General features: G+C 69.7%; 21 protein-coding genes and 4 pseudogenes. 8 read left to right on the top strand and 17 right to left on the bottom strand.

What is annotated here, in order from left to right; translation table 11 throughout:
- Positions 1-73 precede the first annotated feature (73 nt).
- Positions 74-586 carry a DedA family protein gene (locus tag H9L22_RS04075; RefSeq protein ID WP_226966109.1) on the top strand — a complete coding sequence of 171 codons (513 nt, stop codon included), beginning with the start codon at positions 74-76 and terminating at the stop codon, positions 584-586.
- A gap of 15 nt (positions 587-601) precedes the next feature.
- Positions 602-1,576: a magnesium and cobalt transport protein CorA gene (locus tag H9L22_RS04070; protein WP_187721696.1), complete on the top strand. Its 975-nt coding sequence runs from the start codon at positions 602-604 to the stop codon at positions 1,574-1,576.
- Between the two features lie 9 nt (positions 1,577-1,585).
- Here H9L22_RS04070 and cls read toward each other — a convergent pair whose 3' ends face one another.
- Together cls and ilvD are read right to left on the bottom strand one after the other, a co-directional pair.
- On the bottom strand, positions 1,586-3,049 hold the full coding sequence (gene cls / locus H9L22_RS04065; protein ID WP_187721695.1) for a cardiolipin synthase: 1,464 nt from the start codon (positions 3,047-3,049) through the stop codon (positions 1,586-1,588).
- A 52-nt stretch (positions 3,050-3,101) separates the two neighbouring features.
- Positions 3,102-4,942: pseudogene (gene ilvD / locus H9L22_RS04060) on the bottom strand (dihydroxy-acid dehydratase).
- Positions 4,943-5,221: 279 nt separating this feature from the next.
- Here ilvD and H9L22_RS04055 point away from each other — a divergent pair.
- Complete coding sequence (locus H9L22_RS04055) at positions 5,222-5,890, top strand: SPFH domain-containing protein (protein ID WP_187721694.1); 669 nt, start codon at positions 5,222-5,224, stop codon at positions 5,888-5,890.
- Here the strand turns inward: H9L22_RS04055 and H9L22_RS04050 are convergent, their stop codons facing one another.
- On the bottom strand, positions 5,891-6,694 hold the full coding sequence (locus tag H9L22_RS04050) for a sulfurtransferase (protein ID WP_187721693.1): 804 nt from the start codon (positions 6,692-6,694) through the stop codon (positions 5,891-5,893).
- A 9-nt stretch (positions 6,695-6,703) separates the two neighbouring features.
- Complete coding sequence (locus H9L22_RS18495) at positions 6,704-7,081, bottom strand: response regulator transcription factor (RefSeq protein WP_226966108.1); 378 nt, start codon at positions 7,079-7,081, stop codon at positions 6,704-6,706.
- A gap of 780 nt (positions 7,082-7,861) precedes the next feature.
- Here H9L22_RS18495 and H9L22_RS04040 point away from each other — a divergent pair.
- Positions 7,862-8,014 (top strand): hypothetical protein, encoded by a 153-nt coding sequence (locus H9L22_RS04040; protein ID WP_187721692.1) that lies wholly within the window; start codon positions 7,862-7,864, stop codon positions 8,012-8,014.
- A 55-nt stretch (positions 8,015-8,069) separates the two neighbouring features.
- On the opposite strand, the pseudogene H9L22_RS04035 reads toward H9L22_RS04040, so the two are convergent.
- From H9L22_RS04035 to H9L22_RS04025, 3 genes and pseudogenes are all read right to left on the bottom strand, one after another.
- A pseudogene (locus H9L22_RS04035) lies at positions 8,070-10,900 on the bottom strand (vitamin B12-dependent ribonucleotide reductase).
- 48 nt (positions 10,901-10,948) lie between these two features.
- A complete protein-coding gene (nrdR, locus tag H9L22_RS04030) occupies positions 10,949-11,464 on the bottom strand; it encodes a transcriptional regulator NrdR (protein WP_187721691.1) in 516 nt (171 codons plus the stop codon).
- 121 nt (positions 11,465-11,585) lie between these two features.
- On the bottom strand, positions 11,586-11,948 hold the full coding sequence (locus H9L22_RS04025) for a hypothetical protein (protein ID WP_187721690.1): 363 nt from the start codon (positions 11,946-11,948) through the stop codon (positions 11,586-11,588).
- 222 nt (positions 11,949-12,170) lie between these two features.
- On the opposite strand from H9L22_RS04025, the gene lexA reads away from it, so the two are divergent.
- Complete coding sequence (gene lexA / locus H9L22_RS04020; protein ID WP_187721689.1) at positions 12,171-12,905, top strand: transcriptional repressor LexA; 735 nt, start codon at positions 12,171-12,173, stop codon at positions 12,903-12,905.
- 15 nt (positions 12,906-12,920) lie between these two features.
- Here the strand turns inward: lexA and H9L22_RS04015 are convergent.
- The 4 genes and pseudogenes from H9L22_RS04015 to miaA form a co-directional block, all read right to left on the bottom strand.
- A pseudogene (locus H9L22_RS04015) lies at positions 12,921-14,922 on the bottom strand (ATP-dependent DNA helicase).
- Complete coding sequence (hflX, locus tag H9L22_RS04010) at positions 14,903-16,321, bottom strand: GTPase HflX (protein WP_187721688.1); 1,419 nt, start codon at positions 16,319-16,321, stop codon at positions 14,903-14,905. Before hflX ends, H9L22_RS04015 begins: the two are co-directional and overlap by 20 nt.
- Before the next feature lie 49 nt (positions 16,322-16,370).
- Complete coding sequence (gene dapF, locus H9L22_RS04005) at positions 16,371-17,186, bottom strand: diaminopimelate epimerase (protein WP_187721687.1); 816 nt, start codon at positions 17,184-17,186, stop codon at positions 16,371-16,373.
- Positions 17,179-18,123 (bottom strand): tRNA (adenosine(37)-N6)-dimethylallyltransferase MiaA, encoded by a 945-nt coding sequence (gene miaA / locus H9L22_RS04000; protein ID WP_226966107.1) that lies wholly within the window; start codon positions 18,121-18,123, stop codon positions 17,179-17,181. Before miaA ends, dapF begins: the two co-directional genes overlap by 8 nt.
- 125 nt (positions 18,124-18,248) lie before the next feature.
- On the opposite strand from miaA, the gene H9L22_RS03995 reads away from it, so the two are divergent.
- Positions 18,249-18,431: an antitoxin gene (locus H9L22_RS03995; protein WP_187721685.1), complete on the top strand. Its 183-nt coding sequence runs from the start codon at positions 18,249-18,251 to the stop codon at positions 18,429-18,431.
- A 55-nt stretch (positions 18,432-18,486) separates the two neighbouring features.
- Here H9L22_RS03995 and miaB read toward each other — a convergent pair.
- Positions 18,487-19,982 (bottom strand): annotated as a pseudogene (gene miaB, locus H9L22_RS03990) (tRNA (N6-isopentenyl adenosine(37)-C2)-methylthiotransferase MiaB).
- 63 nt (positions 19,983-20,045) lie between these two features.
- On the opposite strand from miaB, the gene H9L22_RS03985 reads away from it, so the two are divergent.
- Entirely contained in the window at positions 20,046-20,924 is an 879-nt protein-coding gene (locus H9L22_RS03985) for an aldose epimerase family protein (protein ID WP_187721684.1), read from the top strand.
- 4 nt (positions 20,925-20,928) lie between these two features.
- Here H9L22_RS03985 and rny read toward each other — a convergent pair whose 3' ends face one another.
- The 4 genes from rny to H9L22_RS03965 form a co-directional block, all read right to left on the bottom strand.
- Entirely contained in the window at positions 20,929-22,524 is a 1,596-nt protein-coding gene (rny, locus tag H9L22_RS03980; protein WP_187721683.1) for a ribonuclease Y, read from the bottom strand.
- Positions 22,525-22,722: 198 nt separating this feature from the next.
- A complete protein-coding gene (locus tag H9L22_RS03975) occupies positions 22,723-23,247 on the bottom strand; it encodes a regulatory protein RecX (RefSeq protein WP_226966106.1) in 525 nt (174 codons plus the stop codon).
- Positions 23,237-24,283: a recombinase RecA gene (recA, locus tag H9L22_RS03970; protein WP_187722558.1), complete on the bottom strand. Its 1,047-nt coding sequence runs from the start codon at positions 24,281-24,283 to the stop codon at positions 23,237-23,239. The genes H9L22_RS03975 and recA overlap by 11 nt, the downstream gene beginning before the upstream one ends.
- A gap of 160 nt (positions 24,284-24,443) precedes the next feature.
- Positions 24,444-24,638: a DUF3046 domain-containing protein gene (locus tag H9L22_RS03965; RefSeq protein WP_187721682.1), complete on the bottom strand. Its 195-nt coding sequence runs from the start codon at positions 24,636-24,638 to the stop codon at positions 24,444-24,446.
- 190 nt (positions 24,639-24,828) lie between these two features.
- Between H9L22_RS03965 and H9L22_RS03960 the strand changes: the two genes are divergently transcribed.
- Positions 24,829-25,590 carry a DeoR/GlpR family DNA-binding transcription regulator gene (locus H9L22_RS03960; RefSeq protein WP_187722557.1) on the top strand — a complete coding sequence of 254 codons (762 nt, stop codon included), beginning with the start codon at positions 24,829-24,831 and terminating at the stop codon, positions 25,588-25,590.
- Between the two features lie 27 nt (positions 25,591-25,617).
- Here H9L22_RS03960 and H9L22_RS03955 read toward each other — a convergent pair whose 3' ends face one another.
- The gene (locus tag H9L22_RS03955) at positions 25,618-25,887 is read right to left on the bottom strand and encodes a helix-turn-helix domain-containing protein (protein ID WP_187721681.1); all 270 of its coding nucleotides are present in this window, start codon (positions 25,885-25,887) and stop codon (positions 25,618-25,620) included.
- Positions 25,888-25,950 lie beyond the last annotated feature (63 nt).

Genomic DNA, 25,950 nt, shown 5'->3' with positions numbered 1-25,950 from the left:
AAACACGATGCAGCCTTTTCGTATTTCGGCTTGTAGAATCCACCGTGACTGTGTCCGACCCGGAAGAGGCTTCGTGAACCCCACCACCTGGGATGCGCCCTACCCCATCATCATCTTTGCCATGTTCTGCATCGTGATGGCCAGGGCAAACGGCACCTACTGGCTGGGCAGGAGCATCACGGCGGGCCTCAGCCGCTCACGGAAGGCGGCGCGCCTGTTGGAGGGCCGCCACTACGTCACGGCCACCCGCTGGTTGAACCGCTGGGGTGCGCCCGCGATCACGGTGTCGTTCATGACCATCGGGATCCAGACCATGATCAACCTGGCGGCAGGCGTCACGAAGATGCCCCTGCGTCGCTACCTCCCGGCGGTCACCGTCGGCTGCATCATCTGGGCGTTCATCTACGGCTCCGCCGGATTCCTCTCGCTGGTGGCCGTCGAGAGGCTGTGGCAGCGCTCCCCCGCCCTGGTCATCGCCCTCGGCGTCCTCGCCGTGGCCGGCGTGGCCTGGGCGGTGCTGCGCAAGGACAAGCCGTCCGCGGTCGCCCACCAGGGCGCTGCCGCACCGGAGCCGCAGGCGAACTGAGAGTCGGGAGGCTCCGTGGGTGACCTGCAGGCCAGCGTCTACGTCGACGGCGAGCGCTCGGACATCGACTCCGTCGACTCTCTGTCGCAGCGCCTGGATCGCGATCCCGCGGCCTTCGGTTGGCTCTCGCTCACCGATCCCGCTGCCGCCGAGACCGCCCGTGTCGTCGCTGACCTCGGGCTGAAGCCGCTGCTGGTCGAGGATCTGGTCGACGCCGGACAGCGTCCCAAGGCCGAACGGCACGGTGAGGCGCTCCTGCTGGTGCTGCACCCGGTGCGCACCCCCACGCCGGAGCGCGCTGTCAGCACCGGAGAGTTACACGTCGTCGTCACCGACCGGTGGCTCCTGACCATCGGCCACGACACCGGCTCGCTGGTCTCCGAGGTCGCCGCCGACCTGGCGGGCCGCCCCGCGGTGCTTCGGCGCGGACCCCGTGCCGTCGCCGTCACCTTGATCGACCGTGTCGTCGACGACTACGCGCCTGCCTGCGACCTCCTCGAGGGAACCGCTGACGACCTCGTCAGCCAGGTGTTCGGAGGAGCCGACCACATCGGGCAGGAGATCTACCGCGCCTCGCAGCAGATCACGGTGCTGCAGCGTGCAGTGCGCCCGGTGCCCGCCATCCTCGATGAGCTGCAGAGCGACCGCCTGCTCGAGCAGGCGGATGAACAGCTGCAGCACCGGCTGCGCGACATCGCCGACCACGCGGCGCACCTGAAGGACAGGACGGCGGCGCTGCGTGACGAGCTCAGCCGCGCCATGGACCTGACGCTGTCGCAGCAGATGCGCGCCCAGGCGGAGGATTCCAGGAAGATCGCCGCCTGGGCGGGCGTCCTGTTCGTGCCGAGCCTCGTGACGGGCGTGTACGGCATGAACTTCCGCCAGATGCCCGAACTCGCCTGGCCGCTCGGCTACCTGTGGGGCCTCGGCCTGATGCTGGCGGGCGGCGTGGCCATGTACCTCATCTTCCGGTGGCGGCGCTGGCTGTGAGGGCCGCGGTCACATCAGCGCCGAGGTGAGTCGGCAGACGCTGTCGAGGTAGCGCGCCGCCAGCGGCTGCTTGCGCCACTCCTCCAGCGTCAGGAGCCGCGACACGGACCGGTAGCCGTCGTCGATGACGTGGAGCTTGTCGACGAGGTCACCCCCGAAGGCCATGAGCGTGATCTCGTAGTCGAGCGCGAACGACCGGTAGTCCATGTTGGACGAGCCGATGACACCGATGCGCTCGTCGACCGTCATGTACTTGGAGTGCAGGACGGTCGGGGCCGGATACAGGTAGATGTTCACACCCGCCTCCAGCAGCGTCTCGTAGTAGGAACGCTGGGCGTGGCCGACCATGAACTGATCCGCCTTCTCCCCCACGAACAGGTCGACGCGCACGCCACGGTAGACGGCAGAGGTGATCGCGGACAGCAGCGACTCGTCGGGGACGAAGTAGGGGCTGGTGATGGTGATGGTCCGCTCCGCGAGGTACATCAGCGCCACGAAGAGCCGCTGGTTGGGCTCCGTCGGGTACCCGGGCCCGGAGGGGACGAGCTGCAGGGCGTTGTTCGCACCGCCGGGGATCAGGTCCGGCTTGTCGATGAAGTGTTCGTCACGGTCGAGGATCTCGCCGGACTCCACGAACCAGTCCATGGCGAAGACGGCCTCCACCTCGAGCACGATGTCGCCGGTGACGCTCACGGACAGGTCGATCCACTCCCGGCCGATCCTCCGGTTCTTCGCGTTCGCGTAGGCCGGATCGATGACGTTGTGGGAGCCGACGAACGCGATGTCGCCGTCGACGATCATCAGCTTGCGGTGATTGCGCAGGTCGGGCCGTCGCCAGCGGCCCTTCAGGAGCTTGATCGGCATCATGAGGCGCCACTCGACGCCCGCCTCGGTGAGCCTGCGCTTGAACTGACGCCAGCCGGGGTACTTCTGCGATCCGAGCTGGTCGACCAGCAGGCGCACCTTGATGCCCCGCTCGGCGGCGCGCGCCAGCGCAGTGAAGAACACGTCGGTGGTGTCGTCCCACGCCATGATGTAGAACTCGACGTGGACGTAGCGCTCGGCCGCGTCGACGGCGCGGGCCATCTCCTGGTAGAAGACCCGCGTGTCGTCGATCAGCTCACCGACCCGCCCGGTGACACACGGCAGCTGCGTGAGCTCCCGGTTCATGTGCACGATCCGCTCCAGCGGGGGCGTCGTCTCTGCGCCGTCCGGGATCAGCGGCAGGTGCCCGGCGTGGGCGCGGAGCACGTCGTCGCTCGCGCGCTGCGCCTCGTAGCGGCGCCCCTTGACCCAGGGGCTCCCGATCAGCCAGTACAGCGGGAACCCGATGACAGGGACGAACAGGATCAGCAGCAGCCAGGCGGACGACGACGACGGACGCCGGTTGTTGGGGATGACCCCGATCGCGACGATCTTCGCGACGTACTCGACGATCAGAAAGACCGTTGTCAGGTAGGCGGGCAACTCCATGTGGGCGCTCCTGTTCGCTCGCCCGCATCCTAGCGAGCCCGAGCGCCCGCCGTCAGTCCAGTTTGCGGGCGGCGCCCTTGTCAGCGGACTGGGCCAGCATGCCGAAGATCTTCAGCGCGGTGGACACCTCCCGCTGCCGTGTCGCCGGCACCCAGCCCTCGGCGTCCCGCCGGGCGCGGCGCTCCGCGAGCGTGGCCTCGTCCACATCGAGGCTGATGAGCCGGTCGGGGATGGAGATGGTGATGGGGTCACCGGTCTCCACCAGGCCGATCGTGCCCCCGGAGGCCGCCTCAGGTGAGACGTGGCCGATCGACAGCCCCGACGATCCGCCCGAGAACCGCCCGTCCGTGACGAGGGCACACGTGGGACCGAGCCCGAGGCCCTTCAGGTAGGAGGTCGGGTACAGCATCTCCTGCATGCCCGGGCCGCCCTTCGGCCCCTCGTAGCGGACGATGACGACGTCACCGGGCTGGACCACCTTGCCGAGGATGGCCTCGACGGCCTCGTCCTGCGACTCGGTGACGATCGCCTTCCCGGTGAAGACCCACTGGTCCTCCGGCACCCCGGCTGTCTTGACGATGGCGCCGTCGACCGCGAGGTTGCCCTTGAGGACCGCCAGGCCGCCGTCGAGGGTGTACGGGTGCTCGGTCGAGCGGATGCAGCCGCCCTCGGAGTCGGTGTCGAGGCTGTCCCAGCGGTTGCTGGACGAGAACGCCTCGGTAGTGCGGACGCCACCGGGGGCGGCGTGGAACAGCTCGACGGCCTCAGGACGCGGGTTTCCGCCGCGGATGTCCCACGCGTCGAGCCAGGCGTCGACGGTCGGCGAGTGCACGGCGTGGACGGTGTCGTCCAGCTTGCCGCCGCGGCGCAGCTCACCCAGGAGCGCGGGGATGCCACCGGCGCGGTGCACGTCCTCCATGTAGTACTTGTCCGAGTTGGGGGCGACCTTGGCCAGGCAGGGGGTGTGCCGCGAGATCTCGTCGATGTCGTCGAGCGTGAAGTCCACGCCCGCCTCCTGGGCGGCGGCGAGCAGGTGCAGCACGGTGTTGGTGGAGCCGCCCATGGCCACGTCGAGCCGCATGGCGTTCTCGAAGGCCGACTTGGTGGCGATCGACAGCGGCAGCACGGAGGCGTCGTCGTCGTCGTACCAGCGGCGGCACAGTTCGACGACGAGGCGGCCCGCCTCCTGGAAGAGCCCCTTGCGGGCGGCTGCGGTCGCCAGGGTCGAGCCATTGCCCGGCAGGGCGAGCCCGATGGCCTCGAGCAGGCAGTTCATCGAGTTCGCGGTGAACATGCCGGAGCAGGAGCCGCAGGTGGGGCACGCGTTGGCCTCGATGCGGCCCAGCTCGGCGTCGGACACGTTCGGATCGACGGCAGACACCATCGCGTCGACGAGGTCGAGCGAGCTCTCCACCGTGCCGCCGTCCTTGACGATGGCCCTGCCTGCCTCCATGGGCCGCCGGAGACGAAGACGGTGGGGATGTTCAGCCGCAGCGCGGCCAGGAACATGCCGGGGGTGATCTTGTCGCAGTTGGAGATGCACACCAGCGCGTCGGCGCAGTGCGCGTTGACCATGTACTCGACCGAGTCGGCGATCAGCTCGCGGCTCGGCAGCGAGTACAGCATGCCGCCGTGGCCCATCGCGATGCCGTCGTCGACGGCGATGGTGTTGAACTCGCGCCCCACGCCCCCCGCCTCGGCGATGGACTCGGAGACGAGCTTGCCCATGTCGCGCAGGTGGACGTGGCCGGGCACGAACTGGGTGAACGAGTTGGCCACGGCGACGATCGGCTTGCCCCAGTCGGAGTCCGTGATGCCGGTCGCGCGCCAGAGCGCGCGGGCACCCGCCATGTTGCGGCCGTGGGTGGTGGTGCGGGACCGAAGCGCCGGCATGGGATCAACCTCCAGGGTTCGTGGATGACCAGACAAGGTTACCCGCGCGGGCACCGCTGCCCCCGGCCCGTCCGCTAGCCTGACATGGTGCCCGATTCGTCCGGGCGGTAGCGCAGTGGCGCGATCCGTTCCCACGTGGTCGGCGGGCATGTCCCCTACCCGGGACTGCCACTAACCGGGTCACGGGACCGGCGCAACGTGTGCGGGTCATGCACCCTTCGATGGGTCCACCCGCACACCGGCCGGTCCCGTGCCCCACCCAATCTGAGGAGCAGCAGAGTGGAACTCACCGCCTTCCACGTCACCGTCGACGCACACGAGGTCGCCGTCACCTACCCCGACGGCGGAGCCCCCGTCGTGCTCGGCCCGGGCAGGCACCGCCGCGTCCGCCGTCAGGGCTACGTCAGCGTGGGCACGGCGTGGCGGCATCTGCAGCTGGCCCCGCAGGAGATCCCCACCGCCGACGGCGCCCAGGTGAAGGTCACCGCGGTGGCGCGCGTCCGGGTCACGGACCCGGTCCTCGCGCTGGGCTATGAGGAGGCGGAGCAGGCCGTGTACCTGGCGATCCAGCTGGCGCTGCGCGACGAGTTCGCCCAGGTGGAGGTCGCCGACGCGCCCGCCGCGCCCAGGAAGGATCCCGAACTGGCGGCCCGCATCCTGGCCAGGGCCGTCGAGGCCGGGCGCGAGGTAGGCTACGAGGTCGCCTCCGTCGTGGTGCGGGACGTCATGCTCCCCCAGGACCTGCGGGCCGCCTCGGTCGAGTTGCTCACCGCCCGCACGCGGGGCCTGGCCCAGCTCGAGTCGGCCCGGGCAGAGACCGCGGCGCTGCGCACGCTGGCCAACGGCGCGAAGATCCTGGAGGACCACCCGGCGCTGGCGAAGCTACGGATGGTGCAGGCGATCCCGATGGGGTCGTCGCTCAGCCTGCGTGTCGACGACGAGTCCTGATCAGGGCTGGTCTCCCAGACCGGCGGGACGGTCGGTGGCGCTGTACTGGGACCACGAGCCCGGGAAGAGGCGCCCGCGGCCGAGGCCGGCGTGCTCCATGGCGATGAGGTTGTGGCAGGCGGTCACGCCCGAGCCGCAGTAGCTGATCACGCCGGACGCGTCGCCGAGGTCGGCGAACCGCTCCCGCAGCGCCTCCCGGCTCAGGAACCGGCCGTCGGCGGCCAGGTTCCCGGTCAGCGGATAGCTGCGCGCACCGGGGATGTGCCCGCCGCGCGGGTCGATGGGTTCCACGTCGCCGCGGTACCGCTCGGGGGCGCGGGCGTCGATGACGACGGGGCCTGCGACGGCCTCGTCGATGTCGGCGAGCGCCCCCGCGGGCCAGTCCTGCGCCGTGAAGGTGGCCGCGGGGCGGGCGACGGGATCGACGCTCAGCTCCCCTTCCCAGGCGCCCATGCCGCCGTCGAGGAGCGCGGCGTCGCGGCCCAGCATCCGCAGCAGCCAGACGAGACGGCCGGCCATGGCCCCGCCTGCATCGTCGTAGGCCACGACCACGTCGCCGTCGCCGATCCCGAGGGCCCCCAGCCCGGCCGCGAAATCGGCTGGCTCAGGAAGCGGATGCCGGCCCCGCTCCGCAGAGGCCGGTGCCGCCAGCACCTCGTCCATCGGGACGAACACGGCACCCGGCAGGTGGCCGCCCCGGTAGGCGTCGGCGCCGGAGCGGCCGTCGAGGTAGTGCCGGACGTCGGCGACGACGACGGCGGGATGGGCGGCGAGCCACTGGGCGTCAACGATGGGTTCGATCACGGCGTCAGCCTACTGGTCGGCCGAACCGCGGCCGTGGGGAGACATGCCGTGTTCCATCCCCCAGCGGACCGCCTGGGAGCGGCGCTCCACGCCGATCTTGCGGTAGGCGGAGCGGATGTAGGACTTCACGGAGTTGATGCTCAGGTGCGCGTGGTGGGCCACCTCGTCGTTGGTGAGCCCCCTGGTGATCAGCGCCAGCACCTCCGCCTCGCGGGCGCTGAGCCCGGCATTTCCGTCGGGCCAGGCGACGTCGGGACCGGCCGCGGCCGTCTCCTCCGGGGCGCCGGCGACGATCCTCTCCCCCGCCGCGATCGCCTCGATGGCGGCGGCGAGTTCTGCTCCTCCGATGGACTTGTCCAGGTAGCCGGCGCAACCGCGCGCGAGCATCTGATCCACCAGGTCGCGGTTGACATGCCAGGCGTAGACGACGACGGCCCCTGTGCGGGATCGGCGATGACCTCGTCCAGGTGCGCCGCCGTCGGGGCTGCGGCGCCGAACGTGTCGTAGAGCGTGACGTCGACCGCGACATCGGCCGTCGCCTCCTCCAGACTCACGATGCGGATCCGCTCGGAGAAGGGCTTCAGCATCGCACGCACGCCCTTGACGACTATCTCGTAGTCGTTCAGGACGGCCAGACGGATGCGCGGCATCCCCTGACTATAAGCGCACCCCCGAGCCGCCCGGCGCGGTTGCCGCAATCGATCTCACAAGGGGAAATACCACCCTTTCGGGTGTGTTTCCCACGTCCGTCCCGCGCTTAGAGTCCAGTTTGGCGCGGTGTGCGTACCCCCGACCACCGCGTCCTGTGTCCGCTGACCGCATCTCTCTCCCCCGAGTGGCCGAGGACACAGCGGAGGCTCCGCCCCGATGTGGGCGGAGCCTTTGCTGTGTCGGTTCCGGGCTGCCTCAGCGGATGCTGATGTGCACGGGGCCCCTCAGGGTTGGCCCCGCGGAGCAGCGCCGACGGGATCCGGAAGGCCCTCCCCGGTGCCGCCGGCCACCACAGCTTCTTCGAGGCGAGGGTACGTGCTCCCTGGCTGACCGTGACAGTGGGGCGGGGCAGGTACCGGTCGACCCAGGCCACGAGTCGGCCCCTGGCGGGCTCCGGGCCCGTCGGATCGTAGCTCGAGGGCGAGACCCACCGGCAACGCCACGGCGGCCTACGTCATGGCCGACTCCTCGAAGAATGGTGTCGTCGGGCGGCACGTGATCGGAGACTGGTTCGATGTCAGCGGCCTGATCACCGAACGCGAACCGCCCGAGGGCCTCGGCACCGCCGTCCGCGCCTCGGGCGGGCAGGTGCTGCTTCCCTCCGCGTGACGGCACGAGGGCCGGGATCCCTCCGCGGGATCCCGGGCCTCGTGTCTCGGTCAGGTCAGCTGCAGCCGCTGGTGGAGCCGCAGCCCTCGCAGACGTAGCAGGAGCCCGACGGCCGCATCTTCGTGCCGCACGTCATGCACAGCGGAGCGTCGATCTCCGCCACGCCCATCGCCTCCATGAGCTCGGCGGTGGTGTGCGCCTCGATCAGGGCCGGCTGGCGGGCACCGTCGACGTTGAAGTCGTCGCCGGCGTCGTTGCGCAGGGTCTCCGACTCGATCAGCGACGCCTCGTCCTCCTCCGACAGGTAGGAACCCGTGGCGACGTACCGGGCCCGCTCGGAGGCGGTGTAGATGCCCAGCTCGGAGCGGTCCTCGAACGTCAGGTAGTCCAGCGCGAGGCGACGGAAGATGTAGTCCATGAAGGACTGCGCGATCCGGATGTCCGGGTCGTCGGTCATGCCGGCAGGCTCGAACTTCAGGTTCGTGAACTTCTGCACGAAGCTGTCGAGCGGCACGCCGTACTGCAGGCCGATCGACACGGCGATCGAGAAGGCGTCCATCACGCCGGCCAGGGTGGAGCCCTGCTTGCCGAGCTTCAGGAACACCTCGCCGAGGCGACCGTTGTCGTACGCGCCCGAGGTCATGTAGCCCTCGGCACCGCTCACCGAGAAGCTCGTGGTGCGCGAGTTGCGCGACTTCGGCAGCCGCTCCCGCTTCGGGCGGTAGACGATCTTCTCCACGACCTCGGTGGCGGCGGCAGCGGAAGGCGCCTCCTTCTTCTTGCCGTCGGAGAGGGGCTGGCCGACCTTGCAGTTGTCGCGGTAGACGGCGAGCGCCTTGAGGCCGAGCTTCCAGCCCTGCAGGTAGACGTCCTCGATCTCCTCAACGGTCGCCGTCTCCGGCAGGTTCACCGTCTTGGAGATGGCGCCGGAGAGGAACGGCTGGACGGCCGCCATCATCCGGACGTGCCCCATCGGCTTGATGGCGCGGGCGCCCATGGCCGTGTCGAAGACCTCGTAGTGCTCGGCCGCGAGGCCGGGGCGCCGATGACGTGGCCGTGGGTGCCGATGAACTCGACGATGGCCTCGATCTCCTCGGCGGAGTAACCGAGTCGCTTGAGCGCGCGCGGGATCGTCTGGTTGACGATCTGCATCGAGCCGCCGCCGACGAGCTTCTTGAACTTCACGAGCGAGAAGTCGGGCTCGACGCCGGTGGTGTCGCAGTCCATCATGAAGCCGATCGTGCCGGTCGGGGCCAGCACGGACGCCTGCGCGTTGCGGAAGCCGTTCTCAGACCCGAGGCCGACGACGCGGTCCCACTCGCGGGTGGCGACGGAGTGCAGCGCACGGTCGTCAGCGAGGACACGCAGGTCGTCGTTGGCGGCCTGGTGCTTGCGCATGACGCGCTGGTGGGCCTCGGCGTTCACGGCGTAGCCGTTGTACGTGCCGACCACCGCTGCGAGCTCGGCGCTGCGGCGGTACGAGGCGCCCGTCATGATCGACGTGATGGCGGCCGCGGTGGAGCGTCCCGCCTCGGTGTCGTAGCCCTTGCCCATCGCCATCAGCAGCGCGCCCAGGTTCGCGTACCCGATGCCCAGCTGACGGAAGTTGCGGGTGGTCTCGCCGATCGACTCGGTCGGGAAGTCCGCGAAGCAGATCGAGATGTCCATCGCGGTGATGATCAGCTCGACGGCCCTGACGAACAGTTCGGCGTCGAACGAGCCGTCGGCCTTCAGGAACTTCAGCAGGTTCAGCGACGCGAGGTTGCACGACGAGTTGTCGAGGCTCATGTACTCGGAGCAGGGATTCGACGCCGTGATCGGGCCGGTCTCCGGGTTGGTGTGCCAGGCGTTGATGGTGTCGTGGTACTGGATGCCGGGATCGGCACACTCCCAGGCGGCCTTCGCGATGCGGGCGAACAGGTCGCGCGCGTCGACCTCCTCGATGACGCGGTGCGACTCGTCGCGCGAGCGCAGCGCGAAGTTCGTGCCGGCCTCGACGGCCTCCATGAACTCGTCGGAGACGCGCACCGAGTTGTTGGCGTTCTGGTACTGGACGCTCGTGATGTCCTTGCCGCCGAGGTCCATGTCGAACCCGGCGTCACGCAGCGCCCGGATCTTGTCCTCCTCGCGCGCCTTGGTCTCGACGAACTCGACGATGTCCGGGTGGTCGACGTCGAGGACGACCATCTTGGCCGCGCGGCGCGTGGCGCCACCCGACTTGATGGTGCCGGCGGAGGCATCAGCGCCGCGCATGAACGAGACGGGGCCCGAGGCGGTGCCGCCGGAGCTCAGGAGCTCCTTCGAGGAGCGGATGCGCGACAGGTTCAGCCCTGCGCCGGAGCCGCCCTTGAAGATGAAGCCTTCTTCCTTGTACCAGTTCAGGATCGAGTCCATGGAGTCGTCGACCGAGAGGATGAAGCACGCGCTGACCTGCTGCGGCGAGGGGGTGCCGACGTTGAACCAGACCGGGGAGTTGAAGGAGAAGTACTGGTGCAGCAGCATCCAGGTGAGCTCGTGCTCGAAGATCTCCGCATCGGCGGGAGTCGCGAAGTAGCCGTGCTCGAGGCCCGCCTTCGCGTACGTCGTGACGACACGGTCGATGAGGGTGCGCAGGCTGTCCTCACGCTCGGGGGTGCCGATCGCTCCGCGGAAGTACTTCGTGGTGACGATGGTGGACGCGTTGACGCTCCAGGACGTCGGGAACTCGACGCCCCTCTGCTCGAAGACGGTCTCGCCGGACTTCCAGTTCGTCTGGACGACGTCACGGCGGTCCCATTCGACCTCGTCGTAGGGGTGGACCCCATCGGTGGTGAAGACGCGCCCGATGGCGAGCCCCTTCGTATCTGCTGACTTGCGTCGCGTGCTGCGCGCGGCGGTCGCGGTCATGATGTACCCCTCGATGCTTCGATACTGGATGGATGGTGTGCTGGAGGCTCAGCTGATGAGCGGTTCCTGGTGGCCCGCCACTGGGCGGGCTGCGACGACGGAACGGGCGAGCGAATCACTCGCCCCGAGTCGCAGGGCGTCGATCTCGCTCTGGAAATCGTCGAGTGAGTCGTAGTTCTTGTAGACGCTGGCGAACCTCAGATAGGCGACCGGGTCGAGCTCTTCGAGCGGACCGAGAATGGCCACACCCACCTGCTCGGCGGGGATCTCCGCCTGTCCTGAGGCCCTGAGCGCCTCCTCCACGCGCTGCGCCAGCGCAGCGACCTGGGCCTGCGTGACGGGACGACCCTTGCAGGCCTTGGAAACCCCGCGCATCACCTTGTCCCTGCTGAAGGACTCGGCGACGCCCGAACGCTTCACGACGGTCAGGACGACCTGCTCGACGGTGGTGAACTTACGCTCACAGACCGGGCACGTCCTGCGCCGACGGATGGAGGAACCATCCTCGGTGACACGCGAATCGGACACCTTGGTGTCCTCGTGTCGGCAGAACGGGCAGTGCATCGTCGCGACCCTCTCGTCTCGCTGGCGGAGGCCCTACGGTGTCACGTTTCCCCGGAAACCACAAGCCCTTGGGGATGGGGACACCTTGAACCACTAGATGTAGTGATCCTAGGTCTGTCCGTCACCGCGGGCAAGCAACACGCCGCACATCGGTCGGAACGCGCAGCGGGGCGTCAGGGATTGTCGACGTGCGCCCACGCGGGATGACCCGCAACGTACTCGCGGGCCGGATCGGGGTGGCCATGGAGGCGAACTCGCCTGCCGATACGCCGACGCCGACGAGGGCCAGCAGGCACAACCCGACCACCTTGGCTGCGAGCCAACGGGGCTGGGGCTGCGGCCGCACAGCCACGCAGGATGCGACCCGGCCGACTCTCCCCGGGGCGACGGGGCGGGACGGATGGGCCTGCGGCAGACGCAGGTCGGGGCGCCCCTCCGGAGCCACCGCAACGAAACGCCGGCTGCCAGCATCGACAACCCTCACGCCAACCATGCTTGAAGCGGTCATGGACCCACTCCCCTCATCCGTAGAACAACAGTTCGATTGCTTCACTCTAGCCGGTTCCGCCGTCAATTGGAACATCTGTTCGAGACGAGTTTCATCGGCCACGTCACCGAGTCAACAGCGGGGGTCTGACAATTCCGCTTCCGGCGCGACACGGCCGCATTTCGAACACACGTTCGCGAGGCGCGCTAGCATGTTCGCATGGCTGAGACTCCCAGTTCCCCCCGCCGTGGCCGACCGAGCAACGCCCGCCTGGCCGCCGAACTCGGCAACGTGACCCCGCTGCCCGACGGTCCGGCCGGTGAGCACGGGCTGACGGCCCGCCAGGTCGCGATCCTGCAGGTGATCCGTGAGTCCATCGAGTCGGTGGGCTACCCGCCCAGCATCCGTGAGGTGGCGAAGCGGGCCGGCCTGGCGTCGACGTCGTCGGTCACCCATCAGATGAAGGTGCTCGAGGCCAAGGGGTTCCTCCGGCGCGACCCGAACCGTCCCCGCGCCGTCGTGGTGACCATGCCTGGGGACGAGGGGATGTCGCCGGAGCAGAGCTACGACGCGAACCCGACCTCCGTGGCGACGCCCCTCCTGGGCCGGATCGCCGCGGGCGGGCCGATCCTGGCGGAGCAGCAGGTCGACGACGTGTTCGCGCTGCCGAAGCAACTGGTCGGCGACGGCGAGGTGTTCATGCTGGAGGTCCGCGGCGACTCGATGATCGACGCGGCTATCTGTGACGGCGACTGGGTGGTCGTCCGGCGCCAGAACGACGCCGTCAACGGCGACATCGTGGCCGCGCTGCTCGACGACGAGGCCACGGTCAAGACGTTCAAGCGCAAGGACGGGCAGGTGTGGCTGCTGCCCCACAACAGCCTCTACTCCCCCATCGACGGCAACTACGCCCAGATCATGGGCAAGGTCGTCGCGGTGATGCGTCGGCTGTAGGCGCCGTCCGGTTCGTTACTCGGCGCCGCGGAGCCTCCGCAGCGCCTGCACGGCCACGTCACCGTCCTCGGTGGCCCAGAACCCCGGCAGCGAGGCGCGCAGGAACGAACCGTAGCGGGCCGTCAGCAGGCGCGGGTCGAGCATGGCGACGACGCCCCGGTCCTCCGAGCGTCTGATCAGACGCCCCGCCCCTGGGCCAGCAGCAGCGCCGCATGGGTGGCGGCCACCGTCATGAAGCCATTCCCCCGGCATCCTCGACGGACTTCTTCCGCGCCTGCATCAGGGGATCGTCGGGCCGAGGGAAGGGGATCTTGTCGATGATGACCAGCTGGCATGTCTCGCCGGGAACGTCGACGCCCTGCCACAGCGACATGGTGCCGAACAGGGAGCTGTCCTCCTCGTTCGTGAAGCGGCGCGTCAGCTCGGACAGCTGCGCATCCCCCTGGCAGAGGATCGTGAGGTGGGGAAGCTCCCGCCTGCAGTACTCGGCCGCCTGCTCCGCCGCCCGGCGGGACGCGAACAGCCCCAGCGTGCGACCCTCGGCCGCCCACATCAGCTGCGCGATCTCCGCCAGCGTCTGGTCGGTCAGGCCTTCGCGACCAGGCGGAGGGAGGCGCCTGGCCGTGTAGAGGATCCCCTGCCTGCGGTAGTCGAACGGCGAGCCGACGTCGAGGGCCCGCCACGCCAACTCGTCCCCGGCCGCTGCCACGTCGTCGACCTTGTCCACGCCGCGCAGGCCGACGGAGCCGGCGACGGGCTCGAAGGTCCCTCCGAGCGTCAGCGTCGCCGAGGTCAGCACCGTCGTGGTCTCGGAGAACACCTTGTTGCGGAGCAGGCCCGACACGTCGAGCGGCGCGACGTGCGCCATCCGGCCCAGCAGGTCCGAGTGTGACACCCACACCACGTCGGTCTCTTCCAGCTTGGCGATCCGCTCCGCGATGTCGAAGATCTCGCGGACGGCCGCAGTGGCCTGGGTCCGTTCGGGGTCGTCGGTGACCTTGCCCAGCACGCTGACGACCTTGCGGCTCACGTCCCTGATCTGGGCGGCCGCGTACACGAGCGGGGCGGACGCCTCGGTGATGCGGACGAGCTCCGACTCGTCGAGCGCCTCGCGCAGGACATCGGACATGTCGAGGAAGTCGGTGGCAAGGTCGTCGTCGAGCCAGGTGAGCACCCGGCGGGCGGTGCGGTCCACCAGCGGCGGCGTGAGTTCGTTCGTGGCGGCGGTCGTCATCCGGCTCACCAGCTCGTGGGCCTCGTCGATGATCAGCGCGGAGTGCTCCGGCAGCGCGGTGCCGCCGTGCATGGCGTTGATCGCCAGGAGGGCGTGGTTGGTGACGATCAGCTGGGCGTCGCGCGCCCGCTCCCGGGAGGCCTCGACGAAACACTCGGCGCCGAACGGGCAGGTGGCCACCCCCAGGCACTCGCGGGAGGGGATGGAGACCTGCTGCCACCCCCTGGAGGTGTGCGTCGGGGCGTCGTCACGGTCGGCGAGCCCCTTGGACTCGGCCTGCTTCTCGATCCACTCGCGCAGCGCCAGGACCTCTGCGCCCAGCCTGCTGACGTCGTCGCCACCGCCCTTCTGGGCAGCCTCGACGAGTTCCTCGCCGCCGATCAGCGCGTCCTGCTCGAGCAGGCCGCCCTGGCGGGCCCGGTACAGGCAGGCGTAGTTGGTCCTGCCCTTGAGGATGGCCGCCTTCGGCCGCTTGCCGGTGACCTCCTCCACGGCCTCCAGCGCCGTCGGGATGTCCTTGTTGGCCAGCTGCGCCTGCAGGGCGAGCGTCGCGGTGGCGACGATCACCCGGTCATCGGTCTCCAGGCAGCGGGCGAGCGCCGGCGCCAGGTAACCCAGGGACTTTCCGGTGCCCGTTCCCGCCTGCACGAGCAGGTGGACGCCGGAGGTGAACGCCTCGGCCACCGCCGCCGCCATCGTCTCCTGCCCGGGCCGGCTCTGGCCGCCGATGTCCCCGACTGCGGCGGCCAGGATGGCAGCAGCGTCAGCCACGCCTGAACTCAGCCAGCTCGTCGGCGAGACCGGGGCGGACCCTGGCCGTGATCAGTGTGCCCTCGCCTGTGTGCTCAAGCGATCCGATGACGGCGGTCCGGTGGATCCGGTCGACGAGGTCGCCGCGGCTGTAGGGCACCAGCACCGTCAGCTGCACCTCGGGCGTGGGCAGGTCGGCGTCGATCCGCTGCAGCAGCTCCTCGATCCCCTCCCCCGTCCTGGCGGAGACGACGACGGCGCCGGGATGGTTGGCCCGCAGCGCGAGCACGACGGCCTCCTCGGCCCGGTCGGCCTTGTTCAGCACGAGCAGCTCCGGCACGTGGAGGGCGCCGATCTCCGCCAGCACCGTCCGCACGGCCGCGATCTGTCCCTCCGGGTCGGGGTCGGCCGCGTCGACGACGTGCAGCAGCAGATCGGCCTGAGCCGACTCCTCCAGCGTCGACCGGAAGGCCTCGACCAGGTCGTGCGGCAGATGGCGGACGAACCCGACGGTGTCGGTCAGCGTGTACACCCGGCCGTCGTCGGTCTCGCTGCGGCGGGTGGTCGGGTCCAGCGTGGCGAACAGCGCGTCCTCGACGAGCACCCCGGCGCCCGTGAGCCGGTTCAGCAGCGACGACTTGCCGGCGTTCGTGTAGCCCACGATGGCCACCGACGGCACCTGGTTGCGGCGCCGTTCGGCCCGCTTGCCCTCACGTGTGGCGTCCATGTCGCGGAGCCTGCGGCGCAGTTGCGCGATGCGCGTGTGGATCCGGCGCCGGTCGGTCTCGATCTTCGTCTCGCCCGGACCACGGCCGCCGATGCCGGCGCCGCCCGCCACCCGGCCGCCCGCCTGCCTGGACAGGTTGCCGCCCCAGCCACGCAGCCGCTGCTTGAGGTACTGCAGCTGCGCGAGTTCGACTTGCGCCTTGCCCTCCGCGCTCTTCGCGTGCTGCGCGAAGATGTCGAGGATGAGCGCGGTCCTGTCGACGACCTTGACCTTGGTCCGGTCCTCCAGGTTGCGCAGCTGCGCGGGCTCCAGTTCGCCGTCGCAGACGACGGTGTCGGCGTCGGTGGCCTGCACGAGCTCGACGAGCTCGGCCACCTTGCCGCTGCCGAGATAGGTCGCGGGATCGGGGTGGCTGCGACGCTGGACGAGGGAGCCGAGCACCTCGGAGCCCGCCGTCTCCGCGAGCAGCGTGAGCTCTGCGAGGGCGTTGTCGGCGTCCTCCTGCGACCCTGTGGCCCAGACGCTGGCCAGGACGACCCGCTCGAGCCGCAGCTGTCGGTACTCGACCTCGGTGACATCGTCCAGTTCCGTGCGCAGGCCGTCGACCCGGCGCAGCGAATGTCGGTCGGCCAGATCGTCCTGGGCGCCGTCGTAGTCGAACTCCTCGTCGAGAAGTTCCGCGTTGTCGAAATCGTGATCCGTCATGATCTGACCATTCTCCCAGGCCCGTCGGACACAGCCAAAGAGCGACGACTCAGATCCAGAACTCCCCGCGCCCGATGATGACCGCCGGCCCGGTCAGGCGGGCCTCGTCGCCGGCGAACTCGACCTCCAGGTCGCCGCCGGGGACGGTGACGCGGATGCGTCCCTGCTGGCCCGAGTCCTTCCGGTGTGCCGCCGCCACGGCCACGACCCCGGTGCCGCAGCTCTGGGTCTCCCCGACGCCGCGTTCATGGACCCGCATCCTCAGTTCGCCCGGGCCCATCACCTCGACGAATTCGATGTTGGCGCCCTCCGGAAACGCCTCCTCCGGCGACCACCGGGGAGCCTCGTGCAGGTCGAGCGCCGCCAACTGCCCGTGGTCGACGAACACGACGGCGTGCGGATTGCCCACATCGACCTTCGTGGCCTCCCAGCTGTGGTCGCCCAGGCGGACCGTCACGGCCTCCCGGCTGACGCGCGCCTCCCCGATCACGGTGCTGATGAGCCCATGTCGGGCCACCGCGACGTGCTTGACCCCGGCCCTGGTGGCCACGTCGAAGCTGCCGGAGGAGACGAGCTGCTCGTTGATGAGGTGGCGGGCCATGACGCGCAGCCCGTTGCCGCACATCTCTGCGACCGAGCCGTCGGCGTTGCGGTAGTCCATGAACCACAGGTTCGGATCGCCGTCCCACTCCCGCACGCTGCTGGCGCGCACGACACGGATGACGCCGTCGGCGCCGACGCCCGCATGCCGGTCACACAGCATGGCGATGAACTCGGGATGCATGTCGTGCATCCCATACGAGTCGTCCAGGATGATGAAGTCGTTCTTCGTGCCGTGGCCCTTGTGGAAGCTGTATCTACGCATCGTCGACCTCCTTCGCCTGCCCCGAGTCTAGCCCGGCCAGCACGCGCGCGGCGTTGTCAGGCGCTGCCGCGTCGAGCCACGTGATGCGCGGATCCCGGCGGTACCAGCCCAGCTGCTTGCGGAAGAACGCCCTCGTCGCACGCTGCACGTCGGCCTTCGCCTCGGCCTCGGTCAGTTCCCCGTCGAGATGGGCCACGACCTGCCGGTAGCCGATGGCCCGCACAGCCGTCCTGCCGTCCCGTAGCCCCCGCCCCAGCAGCGTCCGCACCTCGTCGACCAGGCCGAGACGCCACATCTCCTCCACCCGCTCATCGATGCGGCGGTCGAGTTCGGCCCGCTCCAGATTCAGCCCGAACTGGTGCACGTCGGTCAGCGCATAGGTCCAGGCCGGGATCTCGGGCCGGTGCCCGCCTGTGAGCTCCAGCACCTCCAGCGCCCGGACGATGCGCCGCCCGTTGCCGGGCTCAATGGCGGCCGCCGACTCGGGCGCACGTTCGGCAAGGGCTGCGTGCAGCGCATGGGCGCCGACTCGATCGAGCTCGGCCTCCCACCGGGCCCGGACCTGCGCATCGGAGCCGGGAAAGTCGAAGACGTCGATGACGGCGCGGGTGTACAGCGGGGACCCACCCACCATCACCGGGACGGTCCCCCGCTCCCGCAGGCGGGCGATGACGGCGCGGGCCTGCACCTGGAAATCGGCGACGGAGGCCCGCTCCGTCACCTCGGCGATGTCGATCAGGTGGTGGGGAACGCCCCTGCGCTCGGCCTCATCGGGTTTGGCCGTCCCGATGTCCATGCCCCGGTAGACGAGCATCGAGTCGGCGTTGACGATCTCGGCGTCCCGCCCGCGGTCACGCAGCACGCAGGCGATGTCGACGGCGAGACGGGACTTCCCGGTCGCGGTGGGGCCGACGAGCACGATGAGGGGAACAGACACGCGCCCAGTGTGCCAGTTCGGATCGCGTCGCAGATGCCCCGGAAAACCTGCGCGCGGCGGACCGCGGCCGGCATCATGTGTGCAGCGGCACACGCGGCCGGCCACCATCAGACAAGGAGCAAGGTATGGGACTCTTCGACAGCATCGGCGATCTCGCCAAGGAGCACGAGGACAAGATCGAGCAGGGCATCGAGGCAGTGGGCGACCTCGTCGACGAGAAGACCGGCGGCAAGTACGCCGGACAGGTCGATCAGGCGCAGAAGATCGCCAACGAGCAGCTCGACAAGATCACCGGCGACCAGGCCTGAGCGCCGATAGCCACGACGAACGGGGCCCCCTTCCGGGGCCCCGTTCGTCGTTCGCTCAGCCGCAGGCGGGCGCCGGCGGCAGCGGCTCGGGTGTCCCGACCGCAGGCATCCCGAGCCCGACCCCCGTCGGCTTCGGTGCGCTGACGGTGCCCTCCCAGGCGTCGCCTCCGCGGGTGCGGCGCAGCCCGGTGGGTAGCAGGTCGGAGTTGAGGTGGTGCGGTGCGGCGTGCGTGATGCGCACCGTCGCCACGTCGCCCGGGCGGGGTCGCAGCGCCGGATCCTCCGGGACGGCGACGTGCACGAGCCTGTTGTCCCTGGCCCGGCCGCTCATCCTGTGCGTCTCCGCGTCCTTCCGCCCCTCACCGGTGGCGAACATGACCTCGACGTCGCGCCCGACGAACCGCTTGTTCTCCTCCCACGAGGTCTCATTGACCAGGTCGACCAGCCGCTCGTAGCGCTCCTGGACGACGGCCTTGGGTACCTGGTCGTCCATGGTCGCGGCGGGCGTTCCCGGGCGGATCGAGTACTGGAAGGTGAACGCGGCGGAGAAGCGGGCCCGGCGCACGACGTCCATCGTCGCCTGGAAGTCGGCCTCCGTCTCCCCCGGAAAGCCGACGATGATGTCGGTCGTGATGGCAGCCTCCGGCATGGCGGCCCGGACCCGGTCGAGGATCCCCAGGAAACGCTCCGACCGGTAGGAGCGACGCATGCGGCGCAGCACGTCGTCGGAGCCCGACTGCAGCGGCATGTGCAGTTGCGGCATCACGTTGGGTGTCGCCGCCATCGCCTCGATCACGTCGTCAGTGAAGTCCTTGGGGTGGGGCGAGGTGAACCGCACCCGCTCCAGCCCCTCGACGTCGCCACAGGCGCGGAGCAGCTTCGCGAAAGCCTGCCGGTCGCCGAACTCCACGCCATACGCGTTGACGTTCTGTCCCAGCAGCGTGATCTCCTGGACCCCTGGTCCACCAGCATGCGGATCTCGGCCAGGATGTCGCCGGGGCGCCGGTCGGCCTCCTTCCCGCGCAGCGCGGGCACGATGCAGAACGTGCAGGTGTTGTTGCAGCCGACGCTGACCGACACCCACGCCGAGTACGGCGACTCCCGCCTGCTGGGCAGGTTGCTGGGGAAGGTCTCGAGCGCCTCCTTGATCTCCACCTGGGCCTCCCGCTCGACACGGGCGCGCTCCAGCAGCGTCGGCAGCGAGCCGACATTGTGCGTGCCGAAGACGACGTCGACCCAGGGGGCCTTGCGGACGATGAGGTCGCGGTCCTTCTGCGCCATGCAGCCGCCGACGGCGATCTGCAGGCCCGGGTGGTCGGCCTTGATCCTCGCCATGTGACCGAGGTTGCCGTACAGCCGGTTGTCGGCGTTCTCCCGCACGGCGCACGTGTTGAAGACGACGACGTCCGCGCCCGCCCCGAGCTCGGCGCTGCGTCCCTCGTCGACCCGCGTCAGCCCGGCCTCTTCGAGGAGGCCGCTGATCCGCTCGGAGTCGTGGACGTTCATCTGGCACCCGTAGGTGATGACGTGGTACGTGCGCTGGTCAGTCATAGCGCGTCCATGCTAGTTCCCGCCCCCTGGAGTGCCCAACCGGCCGACGGCTAGGCTGCCGCCATGACAGCACTCCCCACCGGACAGCAGTACCCCATTTCGCACGGCCGCTACGGCGTCGTCGTGACCGAGGTCGGCGCGACGCTGCGCAGCCTCACCGTCGACGGCACCGAGGTGCTGTACACCTTCGCCGAGCACGAGGCGCCCCGTGGGTCGATGGGCCGCCAGCTGGTTCCGTGGCCGAACCGGATCCGCGACGGGCGCTACAGCTTCGACGGTGTGGACCACCAGCTGCCGATCACCGAGGTGCCCCGCAACTGCGCGCTGCACGGGCTGGGTGAGGGGGTCGGCTGGCGCCTTGTCAGCCACACTGCAGACGAGGTCGTGCTGGCCGGCGTCATCTTCGCGCAGCAGGGCTGGGACGCCGTCCTGGAGGTGGAGATCGGTCACCGCGTCGACGATGCGGGGCTCACCGTGACGGTCCGGGCCCGCAACATCGGCGCCACCCGCGCCCCGTACGGCTACGGCGCCCACCCGTACGTGGCCGCCGACCTGGCGACCGCCAGGCTCTCGCACCGGTTCACGCAGGAGCTGCAGGTGGACCCGGAGCGGCTGCTCCCGATCGCCCTGGTTCCGGTGACCGCCGAGCACGACTTCCGCACCCCCCGCGCAGTGGCGGACACCGAGTTCGACACGGCCCTGTACGCGCCGGAGGGCAGCTGGGAGGTGGCGTTGGAGACCGACGAACGCCGCGTCGTGTTCTGGGCGGACGACACGCAGCCGTGGGGCCAGATCTACACGAACCCGACGCGCGACGCGATGGCGATCGAGCCCATGACCTGTGGCCCGGACGCCTTCAACGAGGGCCCCACCTCCGACGGGGTCATCGTCCTCGAGCCCGGCGAGGAGACGCTGTCGGTCTGGGGAATCCGGGTCGACTGACCGGTCAGTGGGCGGTCTCCGTGGCGCGCGACTCGCGCACCACGGTGATCCGGATCTGGCCCGGGTAGCTGAGCGTGGACTGCACCTGCTTCGCGATGTCCCGGGCCAGGGCCTGGGCCCCGGCGTCGTCGACCTGGTCCGGCGCCACCATCACCCGCACCTCGCGCCCCGCCTGCATGGCATAGGCCCGCTGCACGCCCTCGTGCGAGGTGGCGATGGACTCGAGGTTCTCCATCCGCTCCACGTAGGCCTCCAGCGACTCGCGTCGCGCGCCCGGCCTGGATCCGGAGATGGCGTCGGCTGCCTGCGTGAGGACTGCCTCGACCGTCTGCGGCTCGATCTCGTTGTGGTGGGCCTCGACGGCGTGGACGATGTCCTCGTGCTCGCCGTAGCGGCGCAGGAGGTCGGCGCCGATCAGCGCGTGTGGCCCCTCGATCTCGTGGGTGAGCGCCTTGCCGATGTCATGCAGGAACGCCGCCCGCTTGCAGACAGCGACGTCGAGGCCGAGCTCGGCGGCCATGACCCCTGCCAGGTGCGCGCACTCGACCAGGTGCCGCAGCACGTTCTGGCCGTAGGACGTGCGGTAGGCCAGGGACCCGAGGATGGGGATCAGGTCCGGGTGCAGGTCGACGATGCCGACCTCAGCGAGCGCGTCCTCCGCGGCCCGCTCGATGCGCTCACTCATCCGTCGTCCGGTCCGTTCGAACACCTCCTCGATGCGGGCCGGGTGGATGCGGCCGTCGGCAACGAGGTCGACCAGGGTGAGCCTGGCCGTCTCCCGACGGACGGGGTCGAAGCTGCTGAGCAGCACCGACTCCGGCGTGTCGTCGATCAGCAGGTTGACTCCGGTGATCTGTTCGAAGGCCCGGATGTTGCGGCCTTCACGGCCGATGATGCGGCCCTTCATGTCGTCACTGGGCAGGTCGACCGTGCTCACGACCGACTCGCTCGTCTGTTCGGAGGCCACGCGCTGGATGGCGGTGACGACGATGCTGCGGGCGAGCCGATCCGCCTCGCGCTTCGCGGTCGCCTCGATGTCCCTCGCCAGGGCTGTGGCGCTCAGCTTGGCCTGCCGTTCCGCCTCCGCGAGGACCTCGTGCTTCGCATCGGAGACGGCGAGCCCGGCCACCCGTTCGAGCTCGGTGCGGGCCTGTTCCAGTTCCTGGGAGACGCGCTCGTGTTCCTCGACGACGGCGCGGCGCTGCGCCCGCAGGTCGATGCGCTGGGTCTCGAGCCGCTGCGCCTTCGCCTCGACGCCCTCGGCGTCGGCGACGACACGGTCTTCCCGCTCGTGCAGCCTGGTCTCGCGACGTTCCAGATCTGCGCGCTGTTCCCGCAGCTGGGCCCGCTGCGATGTCAGCGACTGGTCGACGTCGGCCCGGCGACGCTCAACGTCAGCCAGGGCCTCATCGGAGCGCTCCTTCGCCTGGGCGAGGAGCCGCTCGGCGTCGGCCCGCAGCGCGGCGGCCGCCTCCTGCGCTGCCTCCCGCATGACGGCGGCGTCCTGGCGCAGCGTGGCCCGGGTCCGGAGGAGGAGGACGACCAGAACGACCACCCCGACGGCGAGCAGTCCTGCGGCGATCCAGCCAAACTCGTTCATGCTGCCTCCAGACGTCGATCGGGTCGGTCGGCGGATCGCACGATGCCCGGCACGCAACTGTGCCGATGGCGGAGCACCGCTCGGACTCGAGCGGAGAAGCATTCTGGCGGGGGTGTCAGTTACCGCCGTTGATGTCAGATTCGCGTGGCCGAGGCTCTCGACCGGGGTTCATGCGGGGTCCGGGACCTTGGGTGCAGCCTATTGCCCGGCTGTGGAGAACTCAACAGCGGGGTCTCCCAGAACCTCGGCCAGGACCGACGAGACGGTGCCGGGCCCGTACCCCCGGCGCGCCAGCATGCCTGCGAGTCGCCGGTAGGCCACCTGCCGTTCGAGGGAGGCCATGGACCGCACCTTGCGGTAGGCCAGTTCGAGGGCCGCGGCACGTTCGTCGGCCGGGTCGAGCTCCGCGAGGACCTCCTCGGCCACCTCGCGGTCGACCCCCTTCTCGCGCAGCTCCTGCCGGATCCGGGCACGCCCCCGGTGGCTGAACTCGGAGCGTGACCTGACCAGCGTCGCCGCGAAGGCCGCGTCGTCGATGAGGCCGACCTCCACGAAGCGGGAGAGCAGCTCGTCGGCGATGTCGGCGGGCACGTTGCGGCGGGCCATGGCCTGGCGCAACTCGTGTTCGGAGCGGGCCCTCACGGCCAGCAGGTCGAGCGCGATCTTGCGGGCCACCTCCAGCTGGGTGGGCCGCCCGTCCGGCGTCGTCGGCTCAGAAGTCAACTTCGCCCGTCTCCGGGTTCACGCCCTCCGGCACGGCCTCCTTGTCGACGCCGAGGTGCAGGCGGATGCGCCGTTCGATCTCGGCCGCGACGTCGGGGTTGTTGCGCAGGTAGTTGCGGGCGTTCTCCTTGCCCTGACCGAGCTGATCGCCCTCATAGGTGAACCAGGCGCCTGCCTTGCGGATGATGCCGGCGTCGACGCCCATGTCGATCAGGCTCCCCTCGCGGGAGATTCCCTGGCCGTAGATGATGTCGAACTCGGCCTGCTTGAAGGGCGGGGCCACCTTGTTCTTGACGACCTTCACCCGGGTGCGGTTGCCGACCATCTCGGTGCCGTCCTTGAGGGTCTCGATGCGGCGCACGTCGAGGCGGATGGACGAGTAGAACTTCAGCGCCCGACCACCGGTGGTGGTCTCGGGCGAGCCGAACATGACGCCGATCTTCTCGCGCAGCTGGTTGATGAAGATCGCCGTGGTGTTGGAGGTCTTCAGTGCGCCCGTCATCTTCCGCAGCGCCTGGCTCATCAGGCGGGCCTGCAGGCCGACGTGCGAGTCGCCCATCTCGCCCTCAATCTCTGCTCGGGGCGTCAGGGCCGCGACCGAGTCGATGACGACCAGGGTGAGCGCCCCGGAACGGACCAGCGTGTCGGCGATCTCAAGGGCCTGCTCACCGTTGTCCGGCTGGGAGACGAGCAGTTCGTCGGTGTTGACGCCGAGCCTCTGCGCGTAGTCGGGGTCGAGCGCGTGCTCCGCGTCGATGAAGGCACAGATCCCGCCGTCACGCTGTGCGTTGGCGATAGCGTGCAGCGCCACGGTGGTCTTACCGCTGGACTCCGGGCCGTAGATCTCGACGACACGGCCGCGCGGCAGCCCGCCGATGCCGAGGGCGACATCCAGCGCGACCGACCCGGTCGGGATGATGTCGATCGGCTGGCGCGTGTCCTCGCCGAGCCGCATGACGGAGCCCTTGCCGTGGGCCTTCTCGATCTGGGCCAGTGCGGCCTCCAACGCCTTGCTGCGATCCGCAACGGCCATCAGTGTTCCTTCCTCAGGGCCGGCCTCTGGACCGGCGAGTCCTTGTTGCTGCCACCATAGGAACCGGCGCCGACAATTTGCCGCGGGCCGCCTGCCTGTGGAGAACATCTGCGCACAGCCTACCGAACATTCGTTCGAATGCGACGCCGATGTCGGCGTGTCGTCACCTCAGGGTCGCAGGCAGTTCCAGCTGCGCCCAGACGGCCCGCCAGATCCGTTTACACGGCAGTCCTGCGGCCAGCGCGTCGCGGACGGTGCGGCTTCCCAGGTCCTCGAGCACCACCTGGTCGGCCCAGGTCGCGGCGTACCCCCCGGGCAGCACGGCGTGCATCCGCTGCCACAACTCCACCTCACGCATGGCGCTACGGTACACGCCGCGGTACGACCGCTCATCCGATCAGATTCGCCTGCACATTCACACATTGCGCGTCGCGCGTTCTGCCCGATGTTCTAGGCTGGTGAGCGTTCGCCCCCACATCCTGTTCACCGCCGCACCACCTGGAGCCCCGATGACCTCGCTCCCCACCTCCAAGAAGCGCTCGGCCCGCCTGGCAGCACTGCTCGCGCTGCTCAATGAGCGCGGCCACCTGCCCCTTGCCGTTCTCGCGGAGGAGTTGCGTACCTCGCCCGCCACCATCCGCCGCGACGTCGCCCACCTGGCGGAACAGGGGCTGCTGGAACGCACGCATGGCGGCGCAGGTCCGTCGCTCGGCGGCCACGAACTGCCGGTCCGGCTCCGGGGCGGCCGCAACCAGGCCGCGAAGCGGTTGATCGCCGCGAAGGTCGCCACCCTCATCCCTCCCGGCCGCCACGCCATCGGGCTGACCGGCGGCACCACGACCGCCGAGGTGCTGCGCGCCCTGCACCGGCAGGACCTGACGATCATCACCAACTCGATCAGCATCGGGCTCGAGGCCGCGGAGCAGGGGCAGGCGCGCGTCCTGATCGCCGGAGGCGTGCTGCGCGCCAGTTCGTTGGAACTCGTCGGCTCGCTGGCCGAGCAGACCTTCAAGCACGTCAACGTCGGCACGGCCATCGTCGGGGTCGACGGCGTGAGCCTCAGCGGCGGCCTGACGACGCACGACGAGATCGAGGCGAAGACCAACGGCGCCATGATGGAGCGCTCGCAGCGCGTCATCATCGCGGTCGACTCCTCGAAGCTGGGCGTCGTCACGCTGGCGAAGATGGGCGATCTGGCCTCCGTCGACGTGCTCGTCACCGACTCGGGAGCTCCCAAGGAGACGCTGCAGGCCATCCGCGCCCTCGGGGTCGAGGTGCACGTGGTGTCGCTGCCGCAGGACGCCCTCTGACGTCTGACGTCCCGCGGGGACGCCGGCTCAGGCGGCCAGCCTGGTCATCCGCTCCGCCTCGAGGGCGAGCAGCTTGCCGCTCGTCGAGATCATGAGGTCGGACAGGGAGACTCCGAGGGCGGACGCGACGGCGAAGAGCACCTCGCTCGAGGCCTCCTTGTGGCCGCGTTCGATCTCCGAGAGATAGCCGAGGGACACCATGCTGGCCATGGAGACCTCTCGCAGGGTCATGCCGGCGTTGACCCGCAGCTCGCGCAGCGTCTCGCCCATCACCTTACGAATCAGAATCGTCTTCACGGCTACCTACCTCGCTGGTGGCGGGCTGGCTGCCCGCCGTCAGCAGGTGCAACCCCGGAGGCA

The organism is Tessaracoccus defluvii (genome assembly GCF_014489575.1).
Taxonomy (GTDB): domain Bacteria; phylum Actinomycetota; class Actinomycetes; order Propionibacteriales; family Propionibacteriaceae; genus Arachnia; species Arachnia defluvii.
The sequence above is the reverse complement of the archived record's forward strand: the minus strand, read 5'-3'. Positions and strand labels throughout refer to the sequence as shown.

Bases quoted from the DNA above. Each gene is read 5' to 3' on its own strand.
- H9L22_RS03965 (WP_187721682.1), bottom strand. From the start codon at position 24,638: ATGCGTGAGGTGGAGTTGTGGCAGCGGATGCACGCCGTGCTGCCCGGG.
- nrdR (WP_187721691.1), bottom strand. From the start codon at position 11,464: ATGCACTGCCCGTTCTGCCGACACGAGGACACCAAGGTGTCCGATTCG.
- H9L22_RS18495 (WP_226966108.1), bottom strand. From the start codon at position 7,081: ATGCTCGCGCGCGGTTGCGCCGGCTACCTGGACAAGTCCATCGGAGGA.
- lexA (WP_187721689.1), top strand. From the start codon at position 12,171: ATGGCTGAGACTCCCAGTTCCCCCCGCCGTGGCCGACCGAGCAACGCC.
- dapF (WP_187721687.1), bottom strand. From the start codon at position 17,186: ATGCGTAGATACAGCTTCCACAAGGGCCACGGCACGAAGAACGACTTC.
- H9L22_RS03985 (WP_187721684.1), top strand. From the start codon at position 20,046: ATGACAGCACTCCCCACCGGACAGCAGTACCCCATTTCGCACGGCCGC.
- cls (WP_187721695.1), bottom strand. From the start codon at position 3,049: ATGGAGTTGCCCGCCTACCTGACAACGGTCTTTCTGATCGTCGAGTAC.
- hflX (WP_187721688.1), bottom strand. From the start codon at position 16,321: ATGACGGATCACGATTTCGACAACGCGGAACTTCTCGACGAGGAGTTC.
- H9L22_RS03995 (WP_187721685.1), top strand. From the start codon at position 18,249: ATGGGACTCTTCGACAGCATCGGCGATCTCGCCAAGGAGCACGAGGAC.
- H9L22_RS04040 (WP_187721692.1), top strand. From the start codon at position 7,862: ATGGCCGACTCCTCGAAGAATGGTGTCGTCGGGCGGCACGTGATCGGA.
- rny (WP_187721683.1), bottom strand. From the start codon at position 22,524: ATGAACGAGTTTGGCTGGATCGCCGCAGGACTGCTCGCCGTCGGGGTG.